The sequence below is a fragment of the Marinilactibacillus kalidii genome (assembly GCF_017599325.1).
In the GTDB taxonomy this organism is placed as follows: Bacteria; Bacillota; Bacilli; order Lactobacillales; family Carnobacteriaceae_A; genus Marinilactibacillus; species Marinilactibacillus kalidii.
Genome location: NZ_JAGFVM010000022.1, coordinates 1 through 26,132 on the forward strand (window position 1 = coordinate 1; position 26,132 = coordinate 26,132).

The following is a 26,132-nucleotide window of genomic DNA, read 5'->3' on the forward strand; positions in this document are numbered from 1 at the left end:
CGTAAATTTCAAGTCTAAGTTAGCCACCTAGTTTCCAAGTATATATCCGCTTAATTGTCAGTTGTTCAATTAGTTATTGTTATTAGAAGAAGTCAGTCGTCATTTGGAAAGCACTAACGTGCTTAGGCTATTTGGAATAAAGAGCGTAGAGCACGAGCAAAACAGTCATGTGGAGTTTTATAGCCAAGTATTTTTCGAGGATAGTCATTCATCCATTGCTGGATTCTCAAGTATTCTGTCTCACTCAATTGACCGATGGCTTTTCCTTTTGGAATAAATCGGCGAATAAACTTATGTTGGTTCTCGCTCGTTCCTCTCTCCCACGAAGCATAAGGATGACTGAAGTACACATCAAGAGTCTCTTGAAGTGCCTTATGAAGGCCGGCAAACTCAGATCCATTATCAGAGGTAATGGTCTTAAATACTTTAGAGAACGTGTCACCGGCTCGATGTCGTAATTGACTGATTGCCTGATCAACGGACTCTTTATCTTTCCCCTTGAGTTTAAGTATGATCTCAAAACGGGTTTGGCGTTCAACTAACGTCAATAAAACCGAATCGGTTTTCGCTTTGTTTCCGACAACGGTATCGATTTCCCAATGGCCAAAGGTCTGTCGATTATCAACTTCTTCAGGCCTCTGTTCAATGGATTGGCCTAAAATCCGCTTATTTATCCTACTTCTATAAGAAGTGTCCTTTGGTTTACGCGACAGTTTTTCAAGTAGATCCATATTCTTGGTTCTCATGATACCTTTGTCAATCCATCCATAAAGGGTCGTTGTACAAGGAATAATAGACGGATCAAATAAGTCGTGTGTCGTAGCAAACCCAACGACTACATCTGGAGACCACTTTTCCCGTAACAGTTTATCATCTGCCCACTCAATAAATGCATCCGAATCAGCCCATTTTGGCCGACGGCCGCAGTTCAATTGAAGCCTATCATAAGCTGCTTGTCCGGCATTAGGATCGTAGTTAGTCGAATAGTAGTCATATACTTTATCGTTTTGCTTTTGACGTTTAAGTTGAGTAATCGTTCCACGATGAATCTCGCTATTAATCGTTTGTGGGACACGTCCCAGAGCTTTTGCAATCCCGCGATTGGAGTAGTTCTCGGTCTTTAAAATAGCGATTTGAGATCGTTCTGAATAAGATAAGTGTTTTCCCTTACGTGCTGTTGTGTTATTGTTAGAGTGCGTCATGTGAATTCATCCTGTCTATTGAGAGTTAGTGGTATAACTTCAATATAACATGAAATTCGCATGGCGTTTTTTTATGGGTTAGCCTAAGTGGCTAACTTCATTATAAAATCCAGCGTTTTCTTTTTCATACATAATTTTATAGACAAAAAAGAGACAATCTCTACCGAGAAGTCTCGCGAATGATCGTCTCTTTTTTGAACAAGCCATACACTGATCGGTAGCCTATTCTTTGCTCGTATGTTTCTTCTGAAAGTCTACAATCGATTGGTATTCTTTTTCATATAACCGACTCATCCGAATGAATATAGGGATGAGTTCTTTATATACCAAGCCTTTTCTAGCATCTGGATAGTTGACCGTTCTTGTCTGTACCATTTTTTTAACTTCTGTAAGCTCATCGATTTCTCCGAGTGCAAATAATCCAAGAATGGCTGCACCTAAGCACGCACTTTCCACTGTTTCTGGAACGTGAACTTCGTGTCCAAAAATATCCGCGACCATCTGTCTCCAAACTTTGGAATGCGCAAAGCCACCTGTAGCCCGAACTTCTTTAGGTCTACCAATCAATTCTTCTAATGCCAAGAGAACCATGTACATATTCATGTTGATGCCTTCTAAGACAGCACGCATCATGTGATCTCGCTGATGATGTATGGCCAAGCCAAAAAAAGATCCCCTAGCATCTGCATTCCAAGAAGGCGCTCGTTCTCCTGATAAATAGGGATGAAATAACAGCCCTTCAGAGCCAGCAGGCACTTGGTCGATGCGTTCTGTAATCAAGTCGTAAGGATTTTTGTTTTGTTCCTTAGCTAACTTCACTTCTTCCGCACAAAGCTCATCTCTCAACCACCTCAATACTAGTCCACCGTTATTAACGGGACCACCAATGACCCAGTGGTTTTCAGTTAATGCATAGCAGAATGTACGGCCTTTTTCGTCCGTAACAGGTTTATCTGTGACAGTTCTGATTGCACCGCTTGTGCCGATCGTGATTGCGACTTCTCCTGGCATGACTGCATCCACACCCAAGTTAGCAAGACAACCATCATTCGCCCCAATAATAAAAGGGACGTTTGCATCAATGCCCATTTCTGCTGCTAAGGAGGGCGCTATTCCTTTGAACGATGTTGTTGTCGGAACAAGTCTCGACAATTTTCCAGTTGTAATCCCTGCAATCTCCAAGGCTTCTTTATCCCAATCCAAATCATAAATATTTAAAAGACCGGTCGCAGAAGCAATCGAATGATCAACAACGTATTCATTGAAAAAGGCGTTAAATACATACTCTTTAATACCAATAAACTTGGCTGTTTTATTAAAAAGGGCTGGTTGATCTTTTCTGATCCATAAGATATTGCTCAAGGGTGACATTGGGTGAATCGGTGTACCCGTTTTTTTATATAGTTCTAATCCTGTTTGTTTTTTGATTTCAGCCGCATAAGGTTCACTCCGTTGATCAGCCCATGTGATAGAAGGTGTTAACGGCTTGCCATCCTCATCTATCGCAATCAAACTGTGCATCGCTGCGCTGAACGAAATAAGCTTTAGTTCCTCTTTCGAAATCTTACTCTTGTCTATTGCTGCTTTGATTGATTGCTTTACCGCTGTTAATATTTCATCTGGATCTTGCACAGCGGCACCTGGTTCCGGTACGTTTAATGGGTATTCTATCGTTGACTGACTTTTTACGTGGCCGTTACGATCAAACAAGACAGCTTTTGTACTTGTTGTTCCTAAATCGACACCCAGCATATATGTGTTCACAATCATGTTCCTTTCCAGCTCTTATTCAACCGTTTTAACGATTGATCTCAAGCATAACTATAACCCTGATTTCATCGGAATACAAATCTAGTCTCATACGCTTTCAATTGTACTGTTCTACAGAGTGTCTACTAGACTAATTTAAGCAAATAGTTTAGTCAATTCATTTTAAATCCTTTCAATAATAGCTGACGGTTGTATGATGAGAAGTAAAAAATTTAAATCTATTTTCTTTCTCTTTATTTCTACTTATAATAAATGTTAGAAGGTAGTGTCGTACCGTTTCTTTTCTAAATACATAAATCTAATTTGAAGATAAAGGAGCGCACTGATGATTGATCTTAATAAGCTAATAAACGATAAACAGCTGACATCACTTGAAGAGAATGTCTTGCAGTACTTCATAGCGCATATCGACGCGGTTCAAGAAATGGGCGTTCGAGCAGTCGCAAAGGCAACCTTTACGTCGCCCGCATCTATTATTCGGCTTTCAAAAAAACTAGGATACAGTGGGTTCACGGATATGTATTATTCTCTTTTGCCGATAATCAAAAAAGCCGAATCTATTGATGTTGATTATAAAGAAAACATTTTAAATATTGCATTACCAAGGCTTATTCCAAATTGTTCATCCGAAACCACGCAAGCCTTTATTGATAATGTACTCCTCCTAAAGCAACAATATATCTTTATTTATGCGACCGGATTCTCACAAATTACGGCAGAGTACATTTATAAGAAATTACTCGTTTTGGGTCGAAAAGAGATTTTAGCTAGTGGTTCTGATTCCATTGGTGTCTTTGAAAATAATTTGGAAGATATTGGTGCAATGATTGTTGTTTCAAAGTCAGGTGAGACGAAACAAGTCTATCAGAAGTTGCAGACTGCAAAAGAAGCAGGTATTTATACCGTATCGTTCACACGAGAAGTCGAGAATCGTATGGGTCTGTTATCTGATTTAAATATTCAGATTTATGACTTTCACAAATTAGATGACCGAAATATGTTGCCTAATTTATTTTTTCCCGGCGTATTGCTTTCTTTTGAAGCAATCGTTGAACATTATTTAAATCAATCAAATGACTGAATAAATGACTGAAACGTGTTTCTTAATCTGGAAACACGTTTCTTTGTATGTAAATCTTCAACATTAAAACCGCTTACACGTTATACTACGACTAACACAACTCGCTCTTATTTTAATAGATTTTATAGTACAAAAATAGTTTGGAGGAAAACGATGAAAGACAAACTGATGAATGGGATGCAGCGTTTTGCAAAAGCGATGTTTATCCCTGTATTGATTTTACCAATTGCCGGTTTACTGATTGCGATTGGCAATCTTTTTACGAATGCACAATTGATTGAAACCTTTCCTTTTTTAGATAATCCGATCACGATGGGGTTCGGTTCAGTTCTATCCGGTTCACTTGTCTCGATATTAACAAACCTTGGACTGATTTTCTGTGTGGGTATTGCTACTGGATTAGCTGACAAGAAAAAAGCAGAAGCTGGGTTCACGGCACTTTTAGGCTTCTTAGTATTTATTTACGCAATGAATAATTTCCTATCTTTTAATGAACTACTTGTCGATCCTGAATTATTAAGAGGGTCTGGTCAAGCAATGGTTCTTGGTGTTCAGGTATTAGATATGGGGGTATTCTTAGGTATTATTCTTGGTGTTGCCACAGCCCTTATCCACAATAAATTTGCTGATAAAGAATTTGATAATGCCTTACAGATCTATGGTGGATCGCGTTTTGTCTTTATTGTGTTGATTCCTGTAGTTGTTTTATCGGCTATTTTAATGAGTTATGTATGGCCGGTCATTCAGTCAGGTATTGATTCGACAGGATCGTTCATCAATCAAACTGGAAACTTCGGTTTATTCCTGTACGGTACACTTGAACGATTACTCATCCCAACTGGACTGCATCACCTGATTTACACGCCTTTCTTATATACATCACTGGGTGGTGTAGCCGAAGTTGGTGGAGAAGTTTTTGAAGGCGCACGTAATATTTATTTTGCTGAGATGGCAGATCCTTCTATCCGTGTACTTTCTGAAAGTGTGATCTGGGATGCGCGTGGGATCTCGAAGATGTTTGGTCTCGTCGGTGCTTGCTTGGCGATGTATCATACCGCGAAACCAGAAAACAAAGCGAAAGCAAAAGCGATTCTAATCCCAGCTGTCTTCACTTCTTTTATTGCCGGTGTAACAGAACCGATTGAATTTTCTTTTATGTTTATCGCGCCTGCCTTATTCGTTGTCCACGCAGTTTTGAGTGGATTGAGTATGGTCACATTAAATTTACTGAGCGTTAGAGCCATTGGTCCTAATGGGTTTATTGATTTCTTACTTTACAATTTACCGCTTGGTATCGAACGCACCCGATGGCCCTTGTTCATTTTAGTCGGCGTTATCTACTTCGTTCTTTATTATTTGCTCTTCCGCTTCTTGATTACTAAATTCAATTTCAGGACGATTGGACGAGAAGAAGCCACACAAGAAACAAAACTATACTCTAAGAAAGACTACCATGCAGCTAAATCTGGCCAATTAGTTGATTCTATCACTGGAGACAGAGAGACTGAAAAAGAAGCCGGTGCAGCACCTTTGATTGTTCAAGCACTCGGTGGCCCCGAAAATATCGATACTATTACAAACTGTTATACCCGACTAAGATTAACCTTGAAAGATCCAGGATTAGTCGACGAACAAACACTTCGTGCTGATACCGGCGCAAGTGGTGTCATTGTGAAAGATCATAACGTGCAAGTCGTTTATGGCCTGCAAGTAACGAGCGTACGAAGATCTGTTGAACAGTATCTTGGTCGTGACCCAGAAGAGTAAAATTTAACCGATAAAGGAGAAAGATAAAATGGATAAAAAGTTTTCAGTCGTTATTGCTGGTGGCGGTAGTACCTTTACACCCGGAATCGTTCGAATGTTGTTAGAGAATCTAGATCGTTTCCCCTTACGAACGTTGAAGTTATACGACAACGATGAGGAAAGACAAGCAACCTTAGGAAAAGCTCTCGCTATTTTGATGAAAGAACAAGCACCTGATATTGATTTTTCTTTCACTACAGATCCAGAAGAAGCTTTTACAGATGTTGATTTCTGTATGGCCCATATTCGCGTAGGGAAATATGCGATGAGGGAACAAGATGAAAAAATCCCTTTAAATCACGGGGTTATCGGTCAAGAAACTTGTGGTCCTGGTGGAATCGCATACGGATTGAGAAGTATCGGTGGCATGATTGAATTGATTGATCTGATGGAAACCTATTCTCCCGACTGCTGGATGCTCAATTATTCAAATCCTGCTGCAATCGTTGCGGAAGCTTGTCGTGTCATGCGTCCTGATTCCAAAGTATTAAATATCTGTGATATGCCTGTTGGGACCCTTAGAAGAATGTCTCAAATTATTGGTAGAACGCCTGATGAACTGGAAGTACGCTACTTTGGCTTAAATCACTTTGGCTGGTGGACAAGTATCAAAGATAAAAGTGGTCACGAATATCTTGATCAAATACGTGATTACGTTGCAGAAAATGGTTACCTGACTTCTGTAGAAGTGGAAACGCAGCATACTGATCCAAGCTGGCAACAAACGCATAAAAAAGCGAAAGACTTACTGGCTGTCAATCCAAGATACCTTCCAAATACCTATTTGAAGTACTATCTCTATCCAGATGATGAAGTCAGTCATGCTGATTGTTCCTATACACGTGCCAACGAAGTAATGAATGGCCGTGAAAAAGAAGTCTTTGACGCTGCCCGTACGATCACTGAAAAAGGAACAGCCGCTGGCGATGAGTTTCATATTGATAGTCATGCTTCCTTTATCGTTGACCTTGCCCGTGCCATTGCCTTCAACACGCATGAAAGAATGCTGATGATCGTTGAAAATAATGGCGCGATTGCTAATTTCCCTGACGATACAATGGTTGAAGTCCCTTGTCTTGTCGGTGTTGACGGTCCTGAACCACTTGCGCAAGGTAAGATTCCAGAATTTGAAAAAACATTGATGTATCAACAAGTCACTGTAGAAAAAATGGTTGTCGAGGCTTATATCGAAGGTAATTACTTGAAATTATGGCAAGCATTGACCTTGTCTAAGACTGTTCCAAGTGCTGGGGTCGCAAAAGCGTTACTTGATGATTTGATTGAAGCGAATAAAGATTTCTGGCCAGTATTATCATAATGCCTCAAATATGAAAAAAATAAATCCTGTATCCACTAAGCGGATACAGGATTTTTTATATTTAAAGACGTTTCTTTGCACTCGTAGCGAATGCTGCCATCTGCTCTGATAAATTTCGCCGTAAGTCCTTCAGATTTTCTTGATTCAATTGCTTCTGTTTGACTTTTCTTTGACCATTAATGAAAACATCTTGAACGTTGCTAGCATTTGCTGAATAAACCAATGCAGCATAAGGATCAAATATCGGAAACATATTTACCGAATCCGTTTCTACCAAAACGATATCAGCTTTTTTCCCAATCTCAAGTGATCCCACTTTATCCTCTAATCCTAATACCTTTGCGCCTCCCATCGTAGCGCGTTCTACGATTTCTACTGCTGGAAAAGCCGCTCTATCTTTTAGATTCGTCTTATGGAAATTCGCAAACAATTTCATCTGGGTGAATAAATCCAACGTATTTCCACTACTGGGACCGTCTGTGCCTAATCCAACTGGAATCTCGCTTTTTAATAAATCGGCTACTCGTGCGACACCTTTTGCAGATTTCGTATTTGCGCCAATACAATGGGCTACTTTAACGTTATATTTTTTCAAAATATGGATGTCTTCATCGCTCAAATGGATACAATGCGCTGCCACTAACCGCTCGCTTAATATCCCAATGTCAGCTAGAAAGCCTACAGGCGTTAGATTATTTTGTTCCTGGAAATAGGCCATTTCATAATCCATTTCTGCTACATGCATGGTGATCGGTACTTGATAGTATTCAGCTAATCGGGCCGCTTCTTTTAATTTTTCTGGACTATTCGTATTTGTAGCGTGTGGTGCAATCGCTGGCGTGATCAGCTCATGATTAAGCCATTTTGGGATAAACTGTCGTGCGTAATCTAGTCCACCATAAGCTTCCGTCGTGTCACACGTTGGAAAATCAATGACTGTCTCACCTAAAATTGCCCGAGAACCCATTTCGTCCGTCGCTTTAGCTACGGCATCTTCAAAGTAATACATATCCATAAACGTGGTAACACCCGCTAACTGCATTTCTGCAATTGCATATTTCCCACTGTGGTAGGCTAACGATTCTGTCATGCATTCATTCTCTAAAGGAAAAAGAAAACGACGCAACCGATCTGGATAGTCATCTCCAAGAGAACGAAAAGGAATCATCCCTATGTGGGTATGTGTATTGATCATACCAGGCATAGCAATGGCTTGTTTACCATCAATCACTTCCGTTGCCTTCACCTTTTCAGGCAGATCTTTCATATGACCAATTGATGAAATGTCACTACCTTCTATTAATATATAGCCATCTGGATAGGTTGTTTTTTCTTCATCCATTGTCAGAATGTGTATGTTCTTAATTAATGTACTCATTTTATCTCCTCGATTAACGGTATATTCGCTTGTGTTCGTACATCAAATAGTCCTCGATCAGTGATTTTAAGTACGGGAGAGACCGGCAACGACAATGTCGAAAATGACATAATCTCATTTGTATTCACATAGCCCACGTCATTCATTGCTTGCCGAACTTTTTTTAATGCTTTTCCCGATACCTCAATGGGCACATCTGTAATGATGCCGCCAATGGGAAGTGGACAGCTTCCGGTCAACTTTCCCTCTTTCATGACAACATAGCCACCTTGCATGTCTAGAATCGACTGTTGAGCTGCTACGATATCTTCCACTGTCGTCCCCATAACCATCAAGTTATGATGATCATGCGCCCACGTCGTTGCAATCGCACCTTTTCCAACTAATGCATTTTCTACTAGACCAAAGCTCATGTGTCCACCTTTTCCATATCTTTCCATCACGACAATCAGCGCTAAGCCACAAGATGCCCAATCCAGTTGGCCTTCTCGAATGGGAATCGTTCGTTGGACATGCTCAGTAAATGTCCCGACTTCTTGGATACGCATAACATTACATAAAGCTTCTTCCCCGCTTGCCCTTAGGACTAAGTCTTGTGTTTCAAGTTTTTTACAGTTGACTGACTGGTAAAATTGCGCTGGAAAAACTGGTTTTTCTTTCGGATAGCTGAAAGATTCCCCTTTTTGATGCTGTACGGTTCCATTTTTATAGACTGTTGAAATCATCAACTTTTCCAAATTATCTAATAAGATAAAATCTGCTTTTAACCCTGGAGAAATCGCGCCACGATCTTGGAAACCCATCCGTCGAGCAGCTGTGAATGTACTGATATAGATGGCTTGTTCAATGGACATACTAGCCTTTACAGCTAATCTAACCAGTTCATCTAAATGACCGGTCAGTAAGTCATCTGCGATAACGTCATCCGTTACTAATGCCACGTATTCATGAAAGTGATATTTTTCAATCATCGCGATGTTATCCGAATGAATCGACTTTTTTTGTAGCTCAATAAATAAGCCACTACTGATCTTTTCATAAATAGATGCTGGTGTTTGTTGAGTGTGGTCAGATGTGATTCCTGCATATTGAAACTTCGCTAAATCCATTCCAGTCACACGAGGCACATGTCCTTCAATCGGCGAAAATGGCCGAGTCTGTTGGATTTCATTCAAAATTTGACGGATCAGCGAATCTGGTTCACTAACGATGCCTTTGAAGTTCATCGCTTCTCCTAAGGCAATTACACGAGAAGAAGTCAGTAGCGCTCTTATCTCTTCTATTCCAACGGTTCCGCCAGTTGTCTCCATTGCCTTTGTTGTTGAAGGAACCGATGAAGGGATGGCATAAAAGATATCCATGATCGTTTCTTCCTTTAAAAATGCTTGAATTCCCTCCAAACCGAAGACGTTCGCGATTTCATGAGCATCAGCAACAACCGTTGTTACACCATGGGCTAATCCTGCTCCAGAAAAGATGGCAGGCGAAGTCATTGAACTTTCAATATGCATATGGATATCAATCAGGCCAGGAATCATATACTGCCCACTAGCATCGATTTCTTGAACAGTATCCAAGACATTCACCGTATCTTCTCCGATGTAAAAAAACTTTTCTCCAATAATTGCCACATCTTTTTGTTCAAATGTTTTCAGATAACTATTATATACATTTGCATTTTTGACGATCAGGTCTACGATCATTATTTACACTCCCTTTAATGAAAAAAACGGTTGGAACATTTGTCCCAACCGCCACTTCTCAATCGCATTATTGATTGATCGTTCTGTTCCATTCATTGATCCAATCTTCTAAATGCGCATTTACATACGTATAATCAATCGGCTGAGTGCGCTCTGCAATATCGCCGTAAGTCTTGTTCGCAGCGACCGCTTCACTTAGTTCAACATTTTCGTTGGTTGGCGCTTCATTCAATGATTCAGCAGTTACTTCTTGTAATTCTTGACTGATTCTCCAATCAATAAAAGCATAGGCTAATTCTTTGTTTTCAGTATTTGCATTTACATTCACTGTATTAAAGTTTCCGTATGTGCCAGATTCCGGCACCATATACTGAACAGCTGTGTTCGATTCAGAAATGATTGGAACTGCAAAGTCACCAACAACCGCGGCAACAATTTCGCCTGAATTGAACATATTAACTAAGTCAGATGATTTACTATAGGTTTTGACAATATTTGGGGCTAGTTCTTGGATGCCCTCAAGTGCAGCGGCCCCGTCATCTTCTTTGATGTCCACACCTTTATAATCACTAGCTACATGTAACATCGCCGGACCGAAAGTCGTTGAAATATCTGGTACCGAAATCTTTCCTTCTAATGCAGGATCCCATAAATCAGACCATTCTTCGATTTTCATACCTGCAGCCTCTTCATCATAGATAATACCGATACTGTTCACCGTATAAGCTGGTCCAGAACCATCTGCTGAAAGTTCTTTCGCACTACTGATCAAGTTATCCATATTGGGTACTTTTGTTGCATCTAATGTTTCAAATAAGCCTTCCTCAACGCCCTTCGCTGCGTTTGATTGAGAAATATCTAAAATATCGATACTTGAATTGTTATTACTGGCAAACTTTGTATATCTTTCTGAGCTTGTCCCCGTTTCAACGACGATATCCACGTTATGCTCTTCTTCAAATGGGGCAAAGATATCTTCTTGCATAACATCTTCACTTAGTCCAAAAGTTGAAATAACAAGTTCTTGTTTACCTTCTCCTGATTCATCACTACCACAAGCAGCCAATACTGCTGTACTTAACAAAGATACCCCTAATAACTGAAGCTTTTTATTCATTTTATTGATCCCCTTTTTATTTGAAATGGTCTTACACTAAAATCAATTTCTCTTCTGGAATGTAAAGATTTACTTTATCTCCAGCTTCATACGCTACACCACTATTATCTTGTACCAATATTTTTCCAAGTGATGTATCTACTTCATACTGGTAACTTTTTCCTAAAAAAGTGCGTACTTTCACTGTACCCGTAATGGTATTGTCTTCTGGATAATCATGATCCTTAATAAGTTCGATATCTTCCGGACGTATCGTCCCCACTTTTTTTGTCGGTTCCCAAGAACGTCCAGTGATGAACTGGGTGCCGTCTGATGTTACGTATGTTCTATCTTCTATATGCGTTAAATCGAAAAAGTTTTCGAAACCGATAAAACGAGCAATGAATTCTGTTTTAGGATAATTGTAAATCACTTCTGGTGAATCAAATTGTTCGATGACCCCTTGATTCATTACAGCTACTTTATCTGAGATCGAGAAACATTCTTCTTGATCATGTGTAACAAAAACAGAAGTGATCCCTAATCGCTGCTGAATTTTTTTGATTTCTAGTCGCATATTGATTCTCAATTTTGCATCTAAATTACTTAGCGGTTCATCCAATAGTAATAATTTAGGTTCGATCACTAGGGCACGTGCTAATGCTACACGCTGTCTCTGTCCACCAGAAAGTTGTTTAGGATAACGATCCGCATAATCTGCCAGTCCTGTTACTTCTAACATCTCCATTACTTTTGTATGAATAGTCGCTTTTGATTCTTTACGTAGTTTCAATCCGAATCCTACGTTATCTTTTATGGTTAGATGGGGGAACAATGCATAGCTTTGAAATACCATACCAAAGTTTCTTTTGTGCACCGGTACTTTCGTAAGATCCTTATCTTCTACTTTAAACTGTCCATCATTGGGTTCGATCAGCCCTGCGATTACTCTTAAGGTAGTTGTTTTCCCACACCCCGACGGTCCAAGGAGTGATACGAGTTGTCCTTCTTCGATCGATAAATTCAAATTTTTTAAAATATTATTTTTTCCGTCGTATGAAACGCGAATATCTTCCAAGTCAACAAATGACATAGCTTTCTACTTCCTCCTTTAAACTTAAAAACCATTGCTTTTATTGCCTCTTTCTTTTCCTATGTCACACTTGCTAGACCTAATGTTTTTTCAATCAAAAACATGAGAAGAATCGTTCCGAGCATCAATAATACGGACAAAGCAGAAACAGTCGGATCATAATTATACTCAATATAGTTCATTAATATCGTTGGCAATGTTGCTACACCCGGTCCTGATAAAAATTGAGAAACAGGAATATTGTTAAAGGAATTGATAAACGCCAACATGAAGGAAGCGAAAATGCCTGATGTGATATTCGGAATAATAATACGAATGAATGCTGCGAGTTTTGTACAGCCTAGTGTCCATGCTACTTCTTCAATTGAAAAATCAAGTTGTTCCAAACTAGATCCGACTACACGAATCACATACGGAAGACTGATTAAAAAGTGTCCCAACAACAACCCTTGGTATACAGGCAACTCTAATTGTACAACGATAAATTGAAACAGGGCATAGCCGACGACTACTCCAGGTACAATGGTCGGTGATAAAAAGAAACTTTTCAGTAATGCTGTTTTAGCTGTTTGGCGACGTGCCAAAGCGTAAGCAGCCGGTATACCGATTGCTAGCGCCAGTATCGTAGCAAAAAATGAAATTTGTAAACTGAGTATTAAGCTTTCCATAAAGCTACTGATCTCAAAGACCTTTGCGAACCATTGGAACGTGAAGCCTTCTATTGGAAATTGTATGCTAGCTTGCTCGCCAAAGGCCGTTACAGTAACAATCAATAGCGGGATGCAGAGAAAAGCAAAGACTAAAAACACGAACATTGATAAGCCTCTTTGTTTACGCATATTTTTCACCTCGCTTATCTAATTTCGCAGCAACTGTATTAAAACCTTTCATTACAAGTAGTGTAGTCACGATCATAATCAGCGCGATCACACTTGCGCTCTGCCAGTCTCCTAACGCCATCGCGTTTTGATACAGGAACGTCGACATCATCATATTTCGATTGCCACCCAGTAATTGTGGCGTCGTATAAGCAGTCAACGTACCTGTAAAGACTAAAATACTTCCTACAATAATCCCTGGAATACTCAATGGTAAAATAACTTTTACAAACGCTGCTAAGCGATTAGCACCGAGCGTTTCAGCGGCTTCCATTATTTCTGTATCGATATTCTCAAAGGTTCCAACAAGAGAGATAATCATAACGGGTAAAAATAAGTAAAAGGAGCCCATGATAATGGCAAATTCGGTGTACAAGAGTGTTAGCGGTTCGGAAATGAGTCCTGTAGAGAGTAGTGCTGTATTGATAATTCCGTTCCTCCCTAATATGTTGATCCAGGCAAAACTGCGTACGACTGAATTCGTCAATAACGGGAATAATGTTAATGACATCAATAGTCCTCGCCATTTTTTGGGACTATTTGCAATATAGTAGGCCGTTGGCACACCAAAGCCAATACCAATAATCGTCACAATAAGTGAGATTTTTATCGTCCTAAATAGAATCGCTAAGTTGTATGAATCTTGGAAAAAAACAAGATAGCTATTAAATGTAAGACCACCATCATAAAACGTTGGCCATATGATTGATACTAACGGTAGCATCAAAAAGAAAAGTAACAATACGATACCTGGGGTCAAAATCAGATAGGCCGTTTTTTTAGACATGCTAGTAGATCATCCTCTTTTTATAGATTAAACACATTTAAAATGAAAAAAATGTTTCAAAACTTAATAATTATATTATTTCGTGCTTTAAATGTTCAGCAATCGTAATCGACTAGTGAATTATATGTAAAAACAATCGCTGTGACAACAGAAAAACGAATAAAAATCTAAACTCTAATCTTTAATATTCGCTTTTTAAAATAATATCGGTTACATTTCTTAACGATTTTTTCTCTAACTACTTTTTTTAACTTTATCTAATCGACTTTCAACACCAATGAATTGGCGTTTTATATTCGAAATTTAGTATACACTATTAAATGAGAGAAAAATGTGAATGCCTCTCATTTAAAGAAGTGTCGATTCACTCTTTCGCTCGATTCTACTACGCGATTAAAGAGAATATGCTCAATCTCCATTTTAAAAACTACATACCATTTCACGATAATCCTACTCATTATTACAGTATTAACATTTTCTGAATCAGTTCTTTATCTTACTAGTACTTAACAAAGAGCCAATCCCTCAAAATAAAATTGCAAAAAAAAGAGCCTGACTAACTAACGTTTGTTTACGTTAGTTAGTCAGGCTACTTATAATTTATTTAAATTATTCTGCTTGTTCCAAGTATTTAGCCAAGTGATCTTGTACAAGATCAGCATCTGCTTCAAGCACGTTTCCAGTATCTACTAAAGGTGAAACTGGAGAGAAAGCTTTTTTCTTTTGTCCATCGTAAGATTGGATAAAGTCTTCTTGATTGATTGAGTGAACGATTGCTTTACGTAAGTCTACACTTCCGGCAGTCTTACGATCTTCATTTGTCGTATTAACAATCAAATAGCTGACAGCATTACTGTCCCCAGTTTGTAACGCTAGGTTCTCTTCGCCTTCTACTACTTCGTATTGTGTTTCACTTAATCCATATAACAAGTCAACTTCTCCACTTCTTAAAGCAGAAAGGGCACTATCCATGTCTCCAATGAAACGTACAGTAACATTTTCAATATTCGCTGCATTTTCAGTTTCTGACATATAAGCAGGGTTTTTCTGGAAGGTTGCTTCATAATCATTTTTGGCGATCATGATATAAGGTCCACTTGCATATAAGTGATTATCATAAGTGTCGCCTTCTGTTACCGCACGTTGATCTCCATAAGCAATGTCTGTATCTACATTGTAATCATCGATATCATACGTATTAACGCTCTCTACTTGTTGTTCAGATACAATACCTGCTGATTGATGCGCAAGATAGTTCAAGACTTGAGGGAATGGCTCAGTCGTTGTTAATTTAACAACTTGGTAGTTTCCAGCTTCACTATCTGCTTGTGTTTTATCAGTAACTAAGCTGTTGATCGAAGTGTCTAAGTTTGCTTCTAGTGCTTCTTTTACAGTCATGCTGCCATCTGCAACTTCAACATTTTCTAGTTCACTTAAATCATCCACTGCTGTCACTTCATTAATATACTCATGTAAACTGTACGTTCTTTGATCTGGTACAGATTCGGGGTCACTTGCACGATCTAATGAATAAATCACATCGTTAGCACCAACGCGTTCGCCAGTATCTACGGCTTGTCCATCTTCCAGACCTGCAAAGTTGATATCATCTCTTAGGATGAAGTAATAATCAGAATTACCTTTAGCAATGGCATGATTGTAACTTAACGATGCTTCAGATGTTACTTGATCATCTTCAGTTAGATTTACTAAACGAACATACATATTTGTATTTAATTGGTTGATAGAAGAATCGTTTCCTTTAATTGGGTCAAGAGAGGTCAAGTCAGATTCCATTTGAGTCAAGACCAAAGATTCTGACTCATTCATTGCTGTATCATTGAATGAGACGGGTTCCCAAGCAAAAGCTCTTGATTTGTATAAATTAACGGTATCTGGGTTGATTAGGTCTTCATTGAAAGCTTGTGCTTTCAGCGAGTTATATAATCCTGCGATATAAGCATTTTCTGTTACTAATTCATTTTCAAGCTGGTTGTACGTTTCAGTATATTCTGATTCATTTTGGCTAGCTGCCTCATCAATCAATGCATCGATATTTTCATTAGGCTCAATCACACGGCTATCTCCATCACTTGAGAAGATAGAACGAACAGCGTAATCCGGGTTTCCTGTTACAGTTGTCCAACTTGCAATCGATACGTCAAAATTTCCTGCATCTCTTTGTGCTCTGTAGCTTGCATAATCAGGCTGTTGATTTACATTTACTTCGAAACCATTTCTAGTTAACTGGTCACGCAAAATATTTAAATCTTTTTCATCTGCTGCTGCACCTAGTAACTCGATTTCTACTTTTTCTTGGTCGGTATTGGCATTGCCCCCGTTGGCGTCTTCTTCTGTCGTAATATTACAAGCTGATAAAGCCACGGCTCCTAGCATCAAAACAGTACTTAATAATTTTTTCTTCATCACTATTTCCTCTTTTCTTTGAGCATATTTATTTTTTTAATAAGGTCACACGTTACTTACGATAATCTTGGATCTGTCGCATCTCTCAGTCCGTCTCCCAAAAAATTGAAGGAGAGTACAAGCGCGATAATGGCCAGTCCAGGATAAATGGCCAAATAAGGTTTCGTTTCTAAATAAGAACTACCTGTACGTAAGATATTTCCCCATTCGGGAATATAATTTTCTACACCTAGTCCTAAATAACTTAAACTACTTGTTGCGATGATGGCAGAACCAATCGTAAGCGTTGCGCGCACAATCATTGGTGCCATAGAGTTAGGAATAACATGTTGTCGAATAATATTAAAGTTGTGGTTCCCTACAGCTTTAGACGCTTCTACATACTCCAAATTAGTCACTTGTATGACATTTGCTCGCATCGTACGTGCATAACTTGGAATATAGCCAATACTTAACGCAATAATTAGATTGGTCGTTGATGCACCAAAAGCTGCAACAATCGTAATCGCCAATAAAATACCTGGAATTGCATATAAAATATCCAAGAATCGCATGATCAAGTTATCTGTATGGCGCCCAAAATAACCAGATATTGCGCCTAAAACACCCCCGAAAATAAACGGTATCGTGGTTGCTACTACACCAACAGCTAGCGAAATTCTAGCCCCGAAAACAATCCGAGAAAAGACATCTCTTCCAAAATTATCTGTTCCAAAAGGATACTGGAGTGTAGGAGATATCAATATGGCACTATAATCATTTGTGACTGCAAATTGATAGTTGAACGTCCAAACACTACAAATTGACATTGCAACAAGAAAGACAATAAATAGCATACCGATCATGGATGCTTGGTTTCTCAGTATTTTCTCTCTGATCCCTTTTCGTCTGTTGGAAACTGTATCTTCTACTTGCATCATGGAGAAAGCAACTAAAAGAACGAACAGATTTCCGGTCAGCACGGTTAAAGCTAATAGGACAAGAAATCCTTTTTTAACAGCTGGTTTTGTTTGTCTGATCTTATCGTAAGTCACTAATACTATCGTATGAAAAACAAGTATGATCAGTAAAATCAGCATTGCGGGTATAAAAGAATTTGTTACATACGCTTTAAACAAATTTAAAGCCGAAACGCCAATGACTAATAAATCAGTCAACACCATATAAATACCATACATATAACCCGTCGTTAGCTTCTTCTTCAACAAGTACATAGACGAAAGGGCAATAAATAAGTTACCCGCTAGCAAAGATAGTAATAATAGCATTGCCATGATACGACTACTTCGATTCACGACTAATGTTTTCTGACTATCTTTTCTTATTTTAAAATTCAGTAAAACTTGTATAACGGTTGCGATCAAATTGACGACTGCTAATATAAACAACGGAACTTGTACCGTAAATGTACTGAAGTCAACTGCCGCAAATCCTAAAATGACAGCATATAAAAGAGATAAACCAACAGAAAAGTTTGCCTGTTTATAGGCCAATGTGTCTTTAAAAGATTTCAAAAATAACTGTCTCCTCTCTCTAGTATCGTTTTAGGTTTGTCCGGATTCTTGGATCGATTAATGCATATAGCATATCGACAAAGACATTTACAACGGATAAAACGATGGCGATGTAGATAACGCCACCCAATACACTTGGGATATCTGGTATAAATTGGCGGTCCACAATATATCTTCCGATTCCGTTAATATTAAAAACTTGTTCAGTAACAGCTGCTCCGCCAAGCACCCCGCCAAATTGAAGACCGATGATCGTCACAATCGGAATCAATGCATTTGGTACAGCATGTTTAAGAATCACACGCCTATTAGATAAACCTTTTGAACGAGCTGTCAGGATATAATCTTCATTGATCACTTCAAGGGTTGACGATCGTGTCATCCTAGCGACAGAAGCCATCAACAGGGTACCTAATACGACAGATGGCATAATCAACGAGGCGGCATTGGCTGCGTTATATGTTGCCGGAAGCCAACCAAGTTCTATTGAAAAGGTCAGTATGAAAATTAATCCTTGCCAGAAACTTGGAATAGATAGACCAATTAAAGCAATAAACATAAATACATGATCAAACGTCGTATTGGCTTTAACTGCTGAATAAATACCAGCGGGTAGTGCAACGACGAGGGCAATAATCAAGGCATAAATCGAGAGCTCTAACGTTACAGGAAAACGTCGCATGATCGTTGAAACGACTGCTTGATTACCTGAATAGGCATTACCAAGATCAAAGCTGAAAACCCCTTTTATTGTTCGACCGAGTTGGACAATGTAAGGATCGTCTAAGCCATACATCCCCCGGAAGTTGTCGATTTGTGCTTGCGTAGCCGTCTCTCCAATGATATTTCGCGCAGGATCCGATGGCGAAAAATACAGTAAAGTAAAGACGACGACCGTTACGCCTAGGATTACAAATACCATCATCAGTAACCGTTCAAACAAATATTTCATAAACGGAAAGGCATGAATCATCAGCAAAAGATACATAGGAAACCCTAGCAATACAGATAGTACAAAATACTTAGGATCTGCTATAAAGTTCGTTGTTTGTTTCAAAAAAGTGATCTTTTCTCTACCCGATTGCATAAAAAGTTCTTGAGCACGCGCATCAACCGCTTCTTGAAATTGCTTTTCAAATAGTTGATCAACTTTTTTCTCAGTTTCTTTTTCGCTCAGTCTTTTATTGAAGAAAGCCTGTTTACTTTCTTCCTGCGCTCTCAAACGTTCTCTCAAGGATTGATCGTATCCTTCAGCTTTTAATAACTGTTCTGCTTTACTACTCACTTGCCCATTCTGGTGTTTCACGTATTTCTTATAGAGAAAAACGAGAAAGACGAGTATCTGAAAAGGAAAACCTACTAGCAGCATACCGATTCTATATATCCAGTTCATATAGGCTTTTTCATACTGTCTAGCAGTCTTTTGAAAAATATTTTGTTGCTCTCTAATGATTGTTTCAGTTTGCATGACGAAACCCTCCGTTCTCGCTTCATGATGTGCAATGATCTATTTTAAGACATTAAAAAAGCCCTCAAACACAGAATTCTCTGAATTTAAGGGCAAAATGATTCATTTTACGGTTCCACCTTAAAGAAATGCATAGCTCAAACCCATCATTTCTGGGGTGACTCTACACTATCTCATTCAGTACTTAGATAAACAATATCTTCTATACTGTAAAGCTGTAACGGGCTTACCCGATATTGTCTAATTCCTAAAAAATTCAACAATACGACTCCAAGACGCACTTCCAGCCATCATTCATTATCCCTTCTCAGCATACAGGACTCTCTGCAAATTCATCATGATCTGTACTTTTCTTTTCACAGTCTTTTAACTTATTTTTTCAAAGTAATAGGATTGAACACAAATATACCAAATTGAAAATATCTCGTCAAGTTAAAACAGTAACATTCAGTGACATTTTTTTATTTTTAATCAGAAAACCTTAATAAACGAATGATACTATCTCATTCGTTTTTTTAATTCTATTGACAAACGTGCTATAATCTAACTATTCTAGGCGAACTTTGAGGAGCGAAACTATGGAAAAATTGCTCGATGTAAAGGATTTATCTATTGTATTTGAACAAGGTGACGCTTCAAATGAAGTGGCTAAGCAGATTCATTTTGACGTTTCGAAAGGTGAAACCTTAGGAATCGTTGGCGAATCTGGAAGTGGTAAAAGTGTAACTGCTCGTTCAATTATGCGCTTGCTTCCGCCAAATGCTCAAAACGGTGAAACGAGTCAAGTAATGTTCATGGACAAAGATTTAATGCAGTTATCTGAAAAAGAGATGCGAAAAATCCGCGGAAAAGATATCGGAATGATTTTTCAAGATCCCATGACTTCACTCAATCCAACTATGACGATTGGAGATCAGATTACAGAAAGTATTCGATTCCATCAAAAACTAAAAAAAAATGCCGCAAAAAAAGAAGCATTAGATATCATGAAACTTGTCGGTATCAAGGATGTTGATTTCAGATATAAGCAGTATCCTCATGAGTTTTCTGGGGGCATGCGTCAGCGTATGATGATTGCTATCGCACTCGCTTGTAATCCCGCTTTACTCATTGCCGATGAACCAACAACGGCATTAGATGTTACGATTCAAGCACAAATTCTGGAACTATTAAAAGACATTCAAGAAAAGTTTGGGACTGCCATCATTTTGATTACTCACGACTTTGGTGTTGTTGCAAACATGTGTGACCGCGTACTGGTCATGAAGGATGGAGAGATCGTAGAAAGCGGTGAAACTGCAGATGTATTCAATCACCCCTCTCACCCTTATACGAAGAGACTATTAGATGCTGTTCCGAACTTGCAAAAGGAACAAAAATCAGTCTCCTCTCGCAACCATCCGGAAAAAACACTCTTATCCATCAAAAACTTGCAAAAACACTTTGACATGGGAAAAGGGGCTGTTTTAAAAGCGGTCAACAATATCACTTTTGATATTTATGAAAATGAAACACTTGGATTAGTTGGAGAATCTGGTTCTGGTAAATCGACAACGGGGAAAACGATTCTTCGTCTCCACGAGGCTACCGGCGGCGAGATCATCTACGAAGGGTTCGATTTGAATCACTTAAACAATCGTGAAATGAAAGACATGCGAAAATATATGCAAGTTATTTTCCAAGATCCTTATGCTTCCCTTGATCCTCGGATGAAAGTCATTGATATTATCGGAGAATCACTCGATGTGCATGGCTTAGCAGAAAACAAACAAGCACGTTACGATAGAGTCATTGAGCTATTGGAACTGGTCGGTCTGGATCCTTCCTTTGCGATGCGCTACCCTCACGAATTTTCTGGTGGACAGCGTCAACGTATCGGTATTGCTAGAGCACTCGCAGTCAATCCTAAATTTATCGTCTGCGATGAGCCACTCTCTGCACTGGATGCGTCTATCCAATCGCAGATCGTCGAACTACTTGAAGAACTTCAACAGAAATTAGGGCTCACTTATCTCTTTATCGCCCATGATCTTTCAATGGTAAAACGAATCAGCGACCGTGTAGCTGTTATGTTTAATGGACAGTTAGTCGAATTAGCTGATTCAGAAGAATTATTTTCTAATCCATTGCACCCCTATACTAAAAAGTTGCTAGCGGCTATTCCCGTTCCGGATCCCGCTTACGAAGCAACACGTAAAAAATCAAGCGAAGTATTTGATGCAGCTGCATATAATGCTTTGACCACTACTTTTAAAGAAGTTTCACCAAGACACTGGGTCGCTGTACCGGACGAACCATCAAATCAATAAAAAAGGAGGCCCGCTGATTTAGACGATCAAAGTCTATCTTAGCGGTGCCTCTTTTTTATTGATAATAATAGTTCAATTCACTAATCATTTCTTCTATCAACATTTCTTGATAGGCTGGGTTGCCCCTGTCTTTCATTTCGTCTTTCAAACATGAAAAAATATCCAGCGAGAAAGCATTCAAGGTTTCGATGTCTTTGGCATCTAAGGTTTCTTCTTCTGCTCTTGATGCTAGATAAGATGGAATATCCATTTTCCAAGGTTGCGAACTCTCTGGGTAGCGCATCAGTATCTTTTCAGCGCGCTGTATCCCCTCTGGGGTCATATCTCCACAGTAACGAATATCCGTTTCTTCTTCTGCTAGTCGGTCTAATAACTCCATGGTTGCTAGTGTCAATTGGCCTTGTGTGCAAATCATCGGTACATTCGGCACTTCATCTAAAATCGTAGAAAATACAACGGGATTTTCAATCACCCAGACGATTTGCGCCTCATGTGCTGGGTATGCAGCGACAATATTGATCAATTCTCTCATCGGTACATTCAGCACATTATGCAAGTGAGCTGCGGATTCCCAAACAGGATGATAGCCTTCAATCGTTTCTGCATAAAGATTGACTGCTGTTGTGTAATTTGTGATATCGTCTCTTAAAAGATTGAATTTCAGTAAGAGTTGATTCACTTCTTCACTACTTGACGGAACTTTTACTGGTTCGATCGCATGATATCTAGCATCCTCTGACAATACATGAAGAAATAGTTTGCCCAATGTAGTGTGTCGATCAAATGCATGCGGATCTCCTGCAACAATCTGTCCGAATAACCCCAAGCGAATCGGTCGCTCCGGTAGTAGACGCACAGCCTCCGAAAGATGCAATACATGATCTTCAAAAGCCTTCGGTGATGCTGAAATCAAGTGATAAACCCATTGACTGTCACTTGTCCCTCTTCTCAAATAACTGAACCAACCTGCTAGTAAGCCATACTCTCTTTCCAAGTAATCGACGAAATTGCTCATTTCCCGATGCGGTTGTTGCATGTCCGGCTCTTCAATCTTAAGCATATCTTGAAAAAACACAGTTAAAAATGCTTCTAAAGGTAATGTTAGTCCAAATGTTATTTGCAGTCTTGCTTCAAATCTACTCGTATCAACTACGACAGGTTGCTGTGATAAATCAAGGTCAGTCATTAAAAATGCTTTGACTGGTTCGAGTTCTTCTTCAGTGAATTCTGATATATCTATGAATTTAATCGGTTTTTTTGTTGTATCATATTCATTTTTAAACAATAAGAACAAGTGAAAGAAGATATCACTTTTCTTGAAATAGTTTAACGCTTTTTTCAAGGAATCTTGTTTAGCCATTATTGATTACTTCCTTTTTACTCATTTTATATGTCGTCTCTTTTCGCCTTAAATGTGTCAGTTTCTTTAGAAGTCTTTTATTCTTCTAAAAAAACATTATAATAGTACGATATCATAAATCTTTAACAAAATATGGCAGTTATGTGGAATACCTGAAAAAAAAGAGGGTTTTCCTTCTGGTATTGTAACACGTCTATGATAAGATATTTTTAATGAATTAAACGATTTTGATGACAGTTTGAAGGATTCAATGACAAGATTTAAAGGAGATTGATTTGTGAAGAAGCTTATACTTAAATTAAGTTCGCTATTTTTAGTTTTTTTATTCTTATTTACCTTTATCGCACCATCTATAACCGTATTAGCTGAGGAACCGTCAACTGATTCAGAAGAGCTCATGGATATTATCGTTCGGTATGAAGACACCGTTCCAGATCCCGAGACACTAGATCCAAGTTATCAAAATGTGCGTACACTTGATATGTTACCTATTCAAACGATGACCGTTCCTGCTTCAGCAGTAAAGACGATCAGTCAACAAGAGGGTGTTCGTCGTGTTAGTTACGATCAAGAGATGACCACATCTGAAACGGCTGAAACAACACAGCGAACATTGACCGACAATGACTGGAACAACGAAATGGTCGGCGCTTTTAAAGCTAGTGATGAAGGCATAACGGGTTCAGGTATTAACGTAGCCGTAATTGATACGGGGTTTTACCAACATCCAGATATTACTTATGCCGGTGGGTATAGTATCTTTGGTGATGCAGATAAGTGGACAAGTGATAGTGATGGTCACGGCACACACGTTGCCGGCATTATCGGCGCTTCTAACCAATCCCCTGTACGTGGTATTGCACCTGGCGTTAATTTATATGGCGTCAAAGTATATGCTACAGGTGAAGGAAATAAAACAACGTCAGGTAATTTGTTTTCCGGTATTCAATGGTCGATTGACAATAATATGCGTATCATCAATATTAGTTCGGGTTTCGAAAACCCAAACCAAGATATTCATGATGCTATTATTAAAGCAACGAATGCTGGTATTATAGTGGTTGCCGCTAGCGGGAATGGTTCTGGTGAGATTGACTATCCTGCAGCATACCCTGAAGTCGTTGCTGTTTCTAATGTGGGCCGAAATCAAACAATCGCTGGCGACTCCAAAGTGTCTGCTCAAAATGAACTAGCTGGCCCCGGCCAGTCGATCAATGGATTGGCTGTCAACGGTGGATACACAACCCATTCAGGTACTTCTCAAGCAACCCCTCACGTTGCTGGTGTTGCTGCTTTATTAATGCAAAAATATGGCACATCACAAGTTAGAGGGATTCTTCAAGAAAATGCATTAGATCTAGGCCCAGTTGGTCGAGACAACCGCTACGGTTACGGTCTTGTTCAATACGCTCCCGCGGTTGCTGAAGAGCCTGAACCGGTTGAAGAACAACCTGAAGAAACAGAGCCCGTAGAAGAGGAAACAGAAGAGGCGCCAACAGAAACCCCTTCTTCTGACGAAAGCACAGAACAAGAAACCCAACCTGGCGAAACAGAAACACCTACTGATGAATCTACGCCTGAAACGGAAGAACCCGTTGAAGAACAGCCTGAAGAAGAGACAAAAACACCTGATTCAGAAGAAAATGAAGCAGCAGATACGGAAGAAACAAATGGCGAACAAACTGTAGACATTTCTGAGAACGCTGTTTGGATTCGACCTGGCGAACGTGAAGGTTCAGCTATTCTGACTGAAGAAGATTTCGCTTCTGTGGCAGATAATGGCGTTATCGCTGTATCCTTTGATGCTACCATGGCAAACATTGATCAGTTGTCACTGTCTGCTGATCAAGTTCAACAATTGAGAGAACGCAATATCAGCCTGCTGATCGCTAAACTGGATATGGAATGGTTGATTCCATCTAGCAATTTCCAAGATGGGGAAACAATGCTTCGCTTTAGTAAAGAGCTTCAACAAACTGTCTCCGATCAAGATCAGTCAAAAACGCCACTTTATGAATTAGACATGCTCGTAGATGGCACCAGTATCCGTACATTTGAAACAGATATGACCTACCGTTTCTTTACTGATTCTGCAGAAGAGAACCAAGATTTGCTTTATCAATGGAATGTAGATGAAGAAAAATGGACTGCGCTTGAGAGCACTTATGCAAATGGCGCTGTCGTCTCAACGATAAATCAAACAGGTACATTGGGTGTATTCAACCCAGATGCTTTTGAAAACGTTAAGAATGAAGAGGAGACCGAGGAAGACGAAACGGTTGATGAGGATAAAGACGAAACGAGCGTTACAGAAACTTCTGAAGATGGAAATACACAAGATCCATCAGCATCTGATTCGGAAACTGATCAGACTGATGCGACAGAATCTAACGTCCCTACACCTGCGATTGTCGCTTCTGTCGTTGCCCTTGCTTCTTTTGGTGGCGGCTTCTATTACTTCGGCGGTAAACCAAAATAATGAATGAATAAAAAAGGAGAACCTAGCGGTAGACCGCCTGGTTCTCCTTTTCTATTGCCTTTATCTAAATTGATAAGAACCTCTACGTTTTTGTTTATTTCTAAAATAATAAACAACAGGGTTCAAAACACTAAGAACCAATACAGCTAAGTAAGTATAAAAGCTGATAGAATCACCTTTTAAATCAAACATATCTAGTAACTGATTTTCTATTACAAGTAACGCACTTGCAATGACTATATGCGTAACAGAGATGGATAAGATCGATACCATATTGATTTTTGATTCTTTACTTTTAGGTATTAATGCCATAATCAGTGTCACTATCAAAAAGCCTAGTAAAATATAAAATACAGGCCGAAAAGGTGTAAAAGTCTCTATGTTAGTATTCATTTATTAACTCCTCTCTTGGTCATTTATCTCTTTATTTTACAGAGTACCTCGAGAGAATACAATATCAGTT

The 26,132-nt window shown here is 39.1% G+C and carries 18 protein-coding genes and 1 pseudogene; 6 read left to right on the top strand and 13 right to left on the bottom strand.

Translation table 11 applies throughout. The features are described 5' to 3' along the window. Positions 1-122: 122 nt before the first annotated feature. Positions 123-1,202, bottom strand: a complete 1,080-nt coding sequence (locus J5J05_RS04035) for an IS30 family transposase (protein WP_208559376.1) — start codon at positions 1,200-1,202, stop codon at positions 123-125. A gap of 222 nt (positions 1,203-1,424) precedes the next feature. After that, positions 1,425-2,972, bottom strand: a complete 1,548-nt coding sequence (gene gntK, locus J5J05_RS04040; protein ID WP_279633288.1) for a gluconokinase — start codon at positions 2,970-2,972, stop codon at positions 1,425-1,427. A 325-nt stretch (positions 2,973-3,297) separates the two neighbouring features. On the opposite strand from gntK, the gene J5J05_RS04045 reads away from it, so the two are divergent. From J5J05_RS04045 to J5J05_RS04055, 3 genes are all read left to right on the top strand, one after another. Beyond that, the gene (locus J5J05_RS04045) at positions 3,298-4,053 is read left to right on the top strand and encodes a MurR/RpiR family transcriptional regulator (protein ID WP_208559383.1); all 756 of its coding nucleotides are present in this window, start codon (positions 3,298-3,300) and stop codon (positions 4,051-4,053) included. A 153-nt stretch (positions 4,054-4,206) separates the two neighbouring features. Next, positions 4,207-5,820 (top strand): PTS transporter subunit EIIC, encoded by a 1,614-nt coding sequence (locus tag J5J05_RS04050; protein ID WP_208559384.1) that lies wholly within the window; start codon positions 4,207-4,209, stop codon positions 5,818-5,820. 28 nt (positions 5,821-5,848) lie between these two features. Further along, positions 5,849-7,177 (top strand): 6-phospho-alpha-glucosidase, encoded by a 1,329-nt coding sequence (locus tag J5J05_RS04055; protein ID WP_208559385.1) that lies wholly within the window; start codon positions 5,849-5,851, stop codon positions 7,175-7,177. Positions 7,178-7,238: 61 nt separating this feature from the next. Here the strand turns inward: J5J05_RS04055 and J5J05_RS04060 are convergent, their stop codons facing one another. The 9 genes from J5J05_RS04060 to J5J05_RS04100 all read right to left on the bottom strand — a co-directional run bounded on the left by J5J05_RS04060 (position 7,239) and on the right by J5J05_RS04100 (position 19,521). Then, complete coding sequence (locus tag J5J05_RS04060; protein ID WP_208559386.1) at positions 7,239-8,555, bottom strand: amidohydrolase; 1,317 nt, start codon at positions 8,553-8,555, stop codon at positions 7,239-7,241. Beyond that, entirely contained in the window at positions 8,552-10,258 is a 1,707-nt protein-coding gene (locus tag J5J05_RS04065) for an adenine deaminase C-terminal domain-containing protein (RefSeq protein WP_208559387.1), read from the bottom strand. Before J5J05_RS04065 ends, J5J05_RS04060 begins: the two co-directional genes overlap by 4 nt. Before the next feature lie 67 nt (positions 10,259-10,325). Next, positions 10,326-11,375 carry an ABC transporter substrate-binding protein gene (locus J5J05_RS04070; RefSeq protein ID WP_208559388.1) on the bottom strand — a complete coding sequence of 350 codons (1,050 nt, stop codon included), beginning with the start codon at positions 11,373-11,375 and terminating at the stop codon, positions 10,326-10,328. Between the two features lie 31 nt (positions 11,376-11,406). After that, the gene (locus J5J05_RS04075; RefSeq protein WP_208559389.1) at positions 11,407-12,447 is read right to left on the bottom strand and encodes an ABC transporter ATP-binding protein; all 1,041 of its coding nucleotides are present in this window, start codon (positions 12,445-12,447) and stop codon (positions 11,407-11,409) included. Between the two features lie 59 nt (positions 12,448-12,506). Beyond that, entirely contained in the window at positions 12,507-13,286 is a 780-nt protein-coding gene (locus J5J05_RS04080; RefSeq protein ID WP_208559390.1) for an ABC transporter permease, read from the bottom strand. After that, positions 13,279-14,112, bottom strand: coding sequence for an ABC transporter permease (locus tag J5J05_RS04085; protein WP_208559391.1), 834 nt, complete (start codon positions 14,110-14,112; stop codon positions 13,279-13,281). The genes J5J05_RS04080 and J5J05_RS04085 overlap by 8 nt, the downstream gene beginning before the upstream one ends. Positions 14,113-14,721: 609 nt before the next feature. Then, complete coding sequence (locus tag J5J05_RS04090; protein WP_208559392.1) at positions 14,722-16,539, bottom strand: ABC transporter substrate-binding protein; 1,818 nt, start codon at positions 16,537-16,539, stop codon at positions 14,722-14,724. Positions 16,540-16,595: 56 nt separating this feature from the next. Then, the gene (locus J5J05_RS04095) at positions 16,596-18,053 is read right to left on the bottom strand and encodes an ABC transporter permease (RefSeq protein WP_208559393.1); all 1,458 of its coding nucleotides are present in this window, start codon (positions 18,051-18,053) and stop codon (positions 16,596-16,598) included. 19 nt (positions 18,054-18,072) lie between these two features. Continuing rightward, positions 18,073-19,521: an ABC transporter permease gene (locus J5J05_RS04100; protein ID WP_208559394.1), complete on the bottom strand. Its 1,449-nt coding sequence runs from the start codon at positions 19,519-19,521 to the stop codon at positions 18,073-18,075. A gap of 578 nt (positions 19,522-20,099) precedes the next feature. On the opposite strand from J5J05_RS04100, the pseudogene J5J05_RS13055 reads away from it, so the two are divergent. Together J5J05_RS13055 and J5J05_RS13060 are read left to right on the top strand one after the other, a co-directional pair. Beyond that, positions 20,100-20,897, top strand: a pseudogene (locus J5J05_RS13055) (ABC transporter ATP-binding protein); the annotation flags it as partial. Continuing rightward, complete coding sequence (locus J5J05_RS13060) at positions 20,883-21,830, top strand: ABC transporter ATP-binding protein (protein WP_279633291.1); 948 nt, start codon at positions 20,883-20,885, stop codon at positions 21,828-21,830. The pseudogene J5J05_RS13055 and the gene J5J05_RS13060, both read left to right, overlap by 15 nt. 55 nt (positions 21,831-21,885) lie before the next feature. Here the strand turns inward: J5J05_RS13060 and J5J05_RS04110 are convergent, their stop codons facing one another. Beyond that, positions 21,886-23,190 carry a DUF2399 domain-containing protein gene (locus tag J5J05_RS04110; protein WP_208559396.1) on the bottom strand — a complete coding sequence of 435 codons (1,305 nt, stop codon included), beginning with the start codon at positions 23,188-23,190 and terminating at the stop codon, positions 21,886-21,888. Between the two features lie 277 nt (positions 23,191-23,467). On the opposite strand from J5J05_RS04110, the gene J5J05_RS04115 reads away from it, so the two are divergent. Continuing rightward, on the top strand, positions 23,468-25,669 hold the full coding sequence (locus J5J05_RS04115) for a S8 family peptidase (protein WP_208559397.1): 2,202 nt from the start codon (positions 23,468-23,470) through the stop codon (positions 25,667-25,669). A gap of 60 nt (positions 25,670-25,729) precedes the next feature. Here J5J05_RS04115 and J5J05_RS04120 read toward each other — a convergent pair whose 3' ends face one another. Further along, positions 25,730-26,062 carry a hypothetical protein gene (locus J5J05_RS04120; RefSeq protein WP_208559398.1) on the bottom strand — a complete coding sequence of 111 codons (333 nt, stop codon included), beginning with the start codon at positions 26,060-26,062 and terminating at the stop codon, positions 25,730-25,732. Between the last annotated feature and the right edge of the window lie 70 nt (positions 26,063-26,132).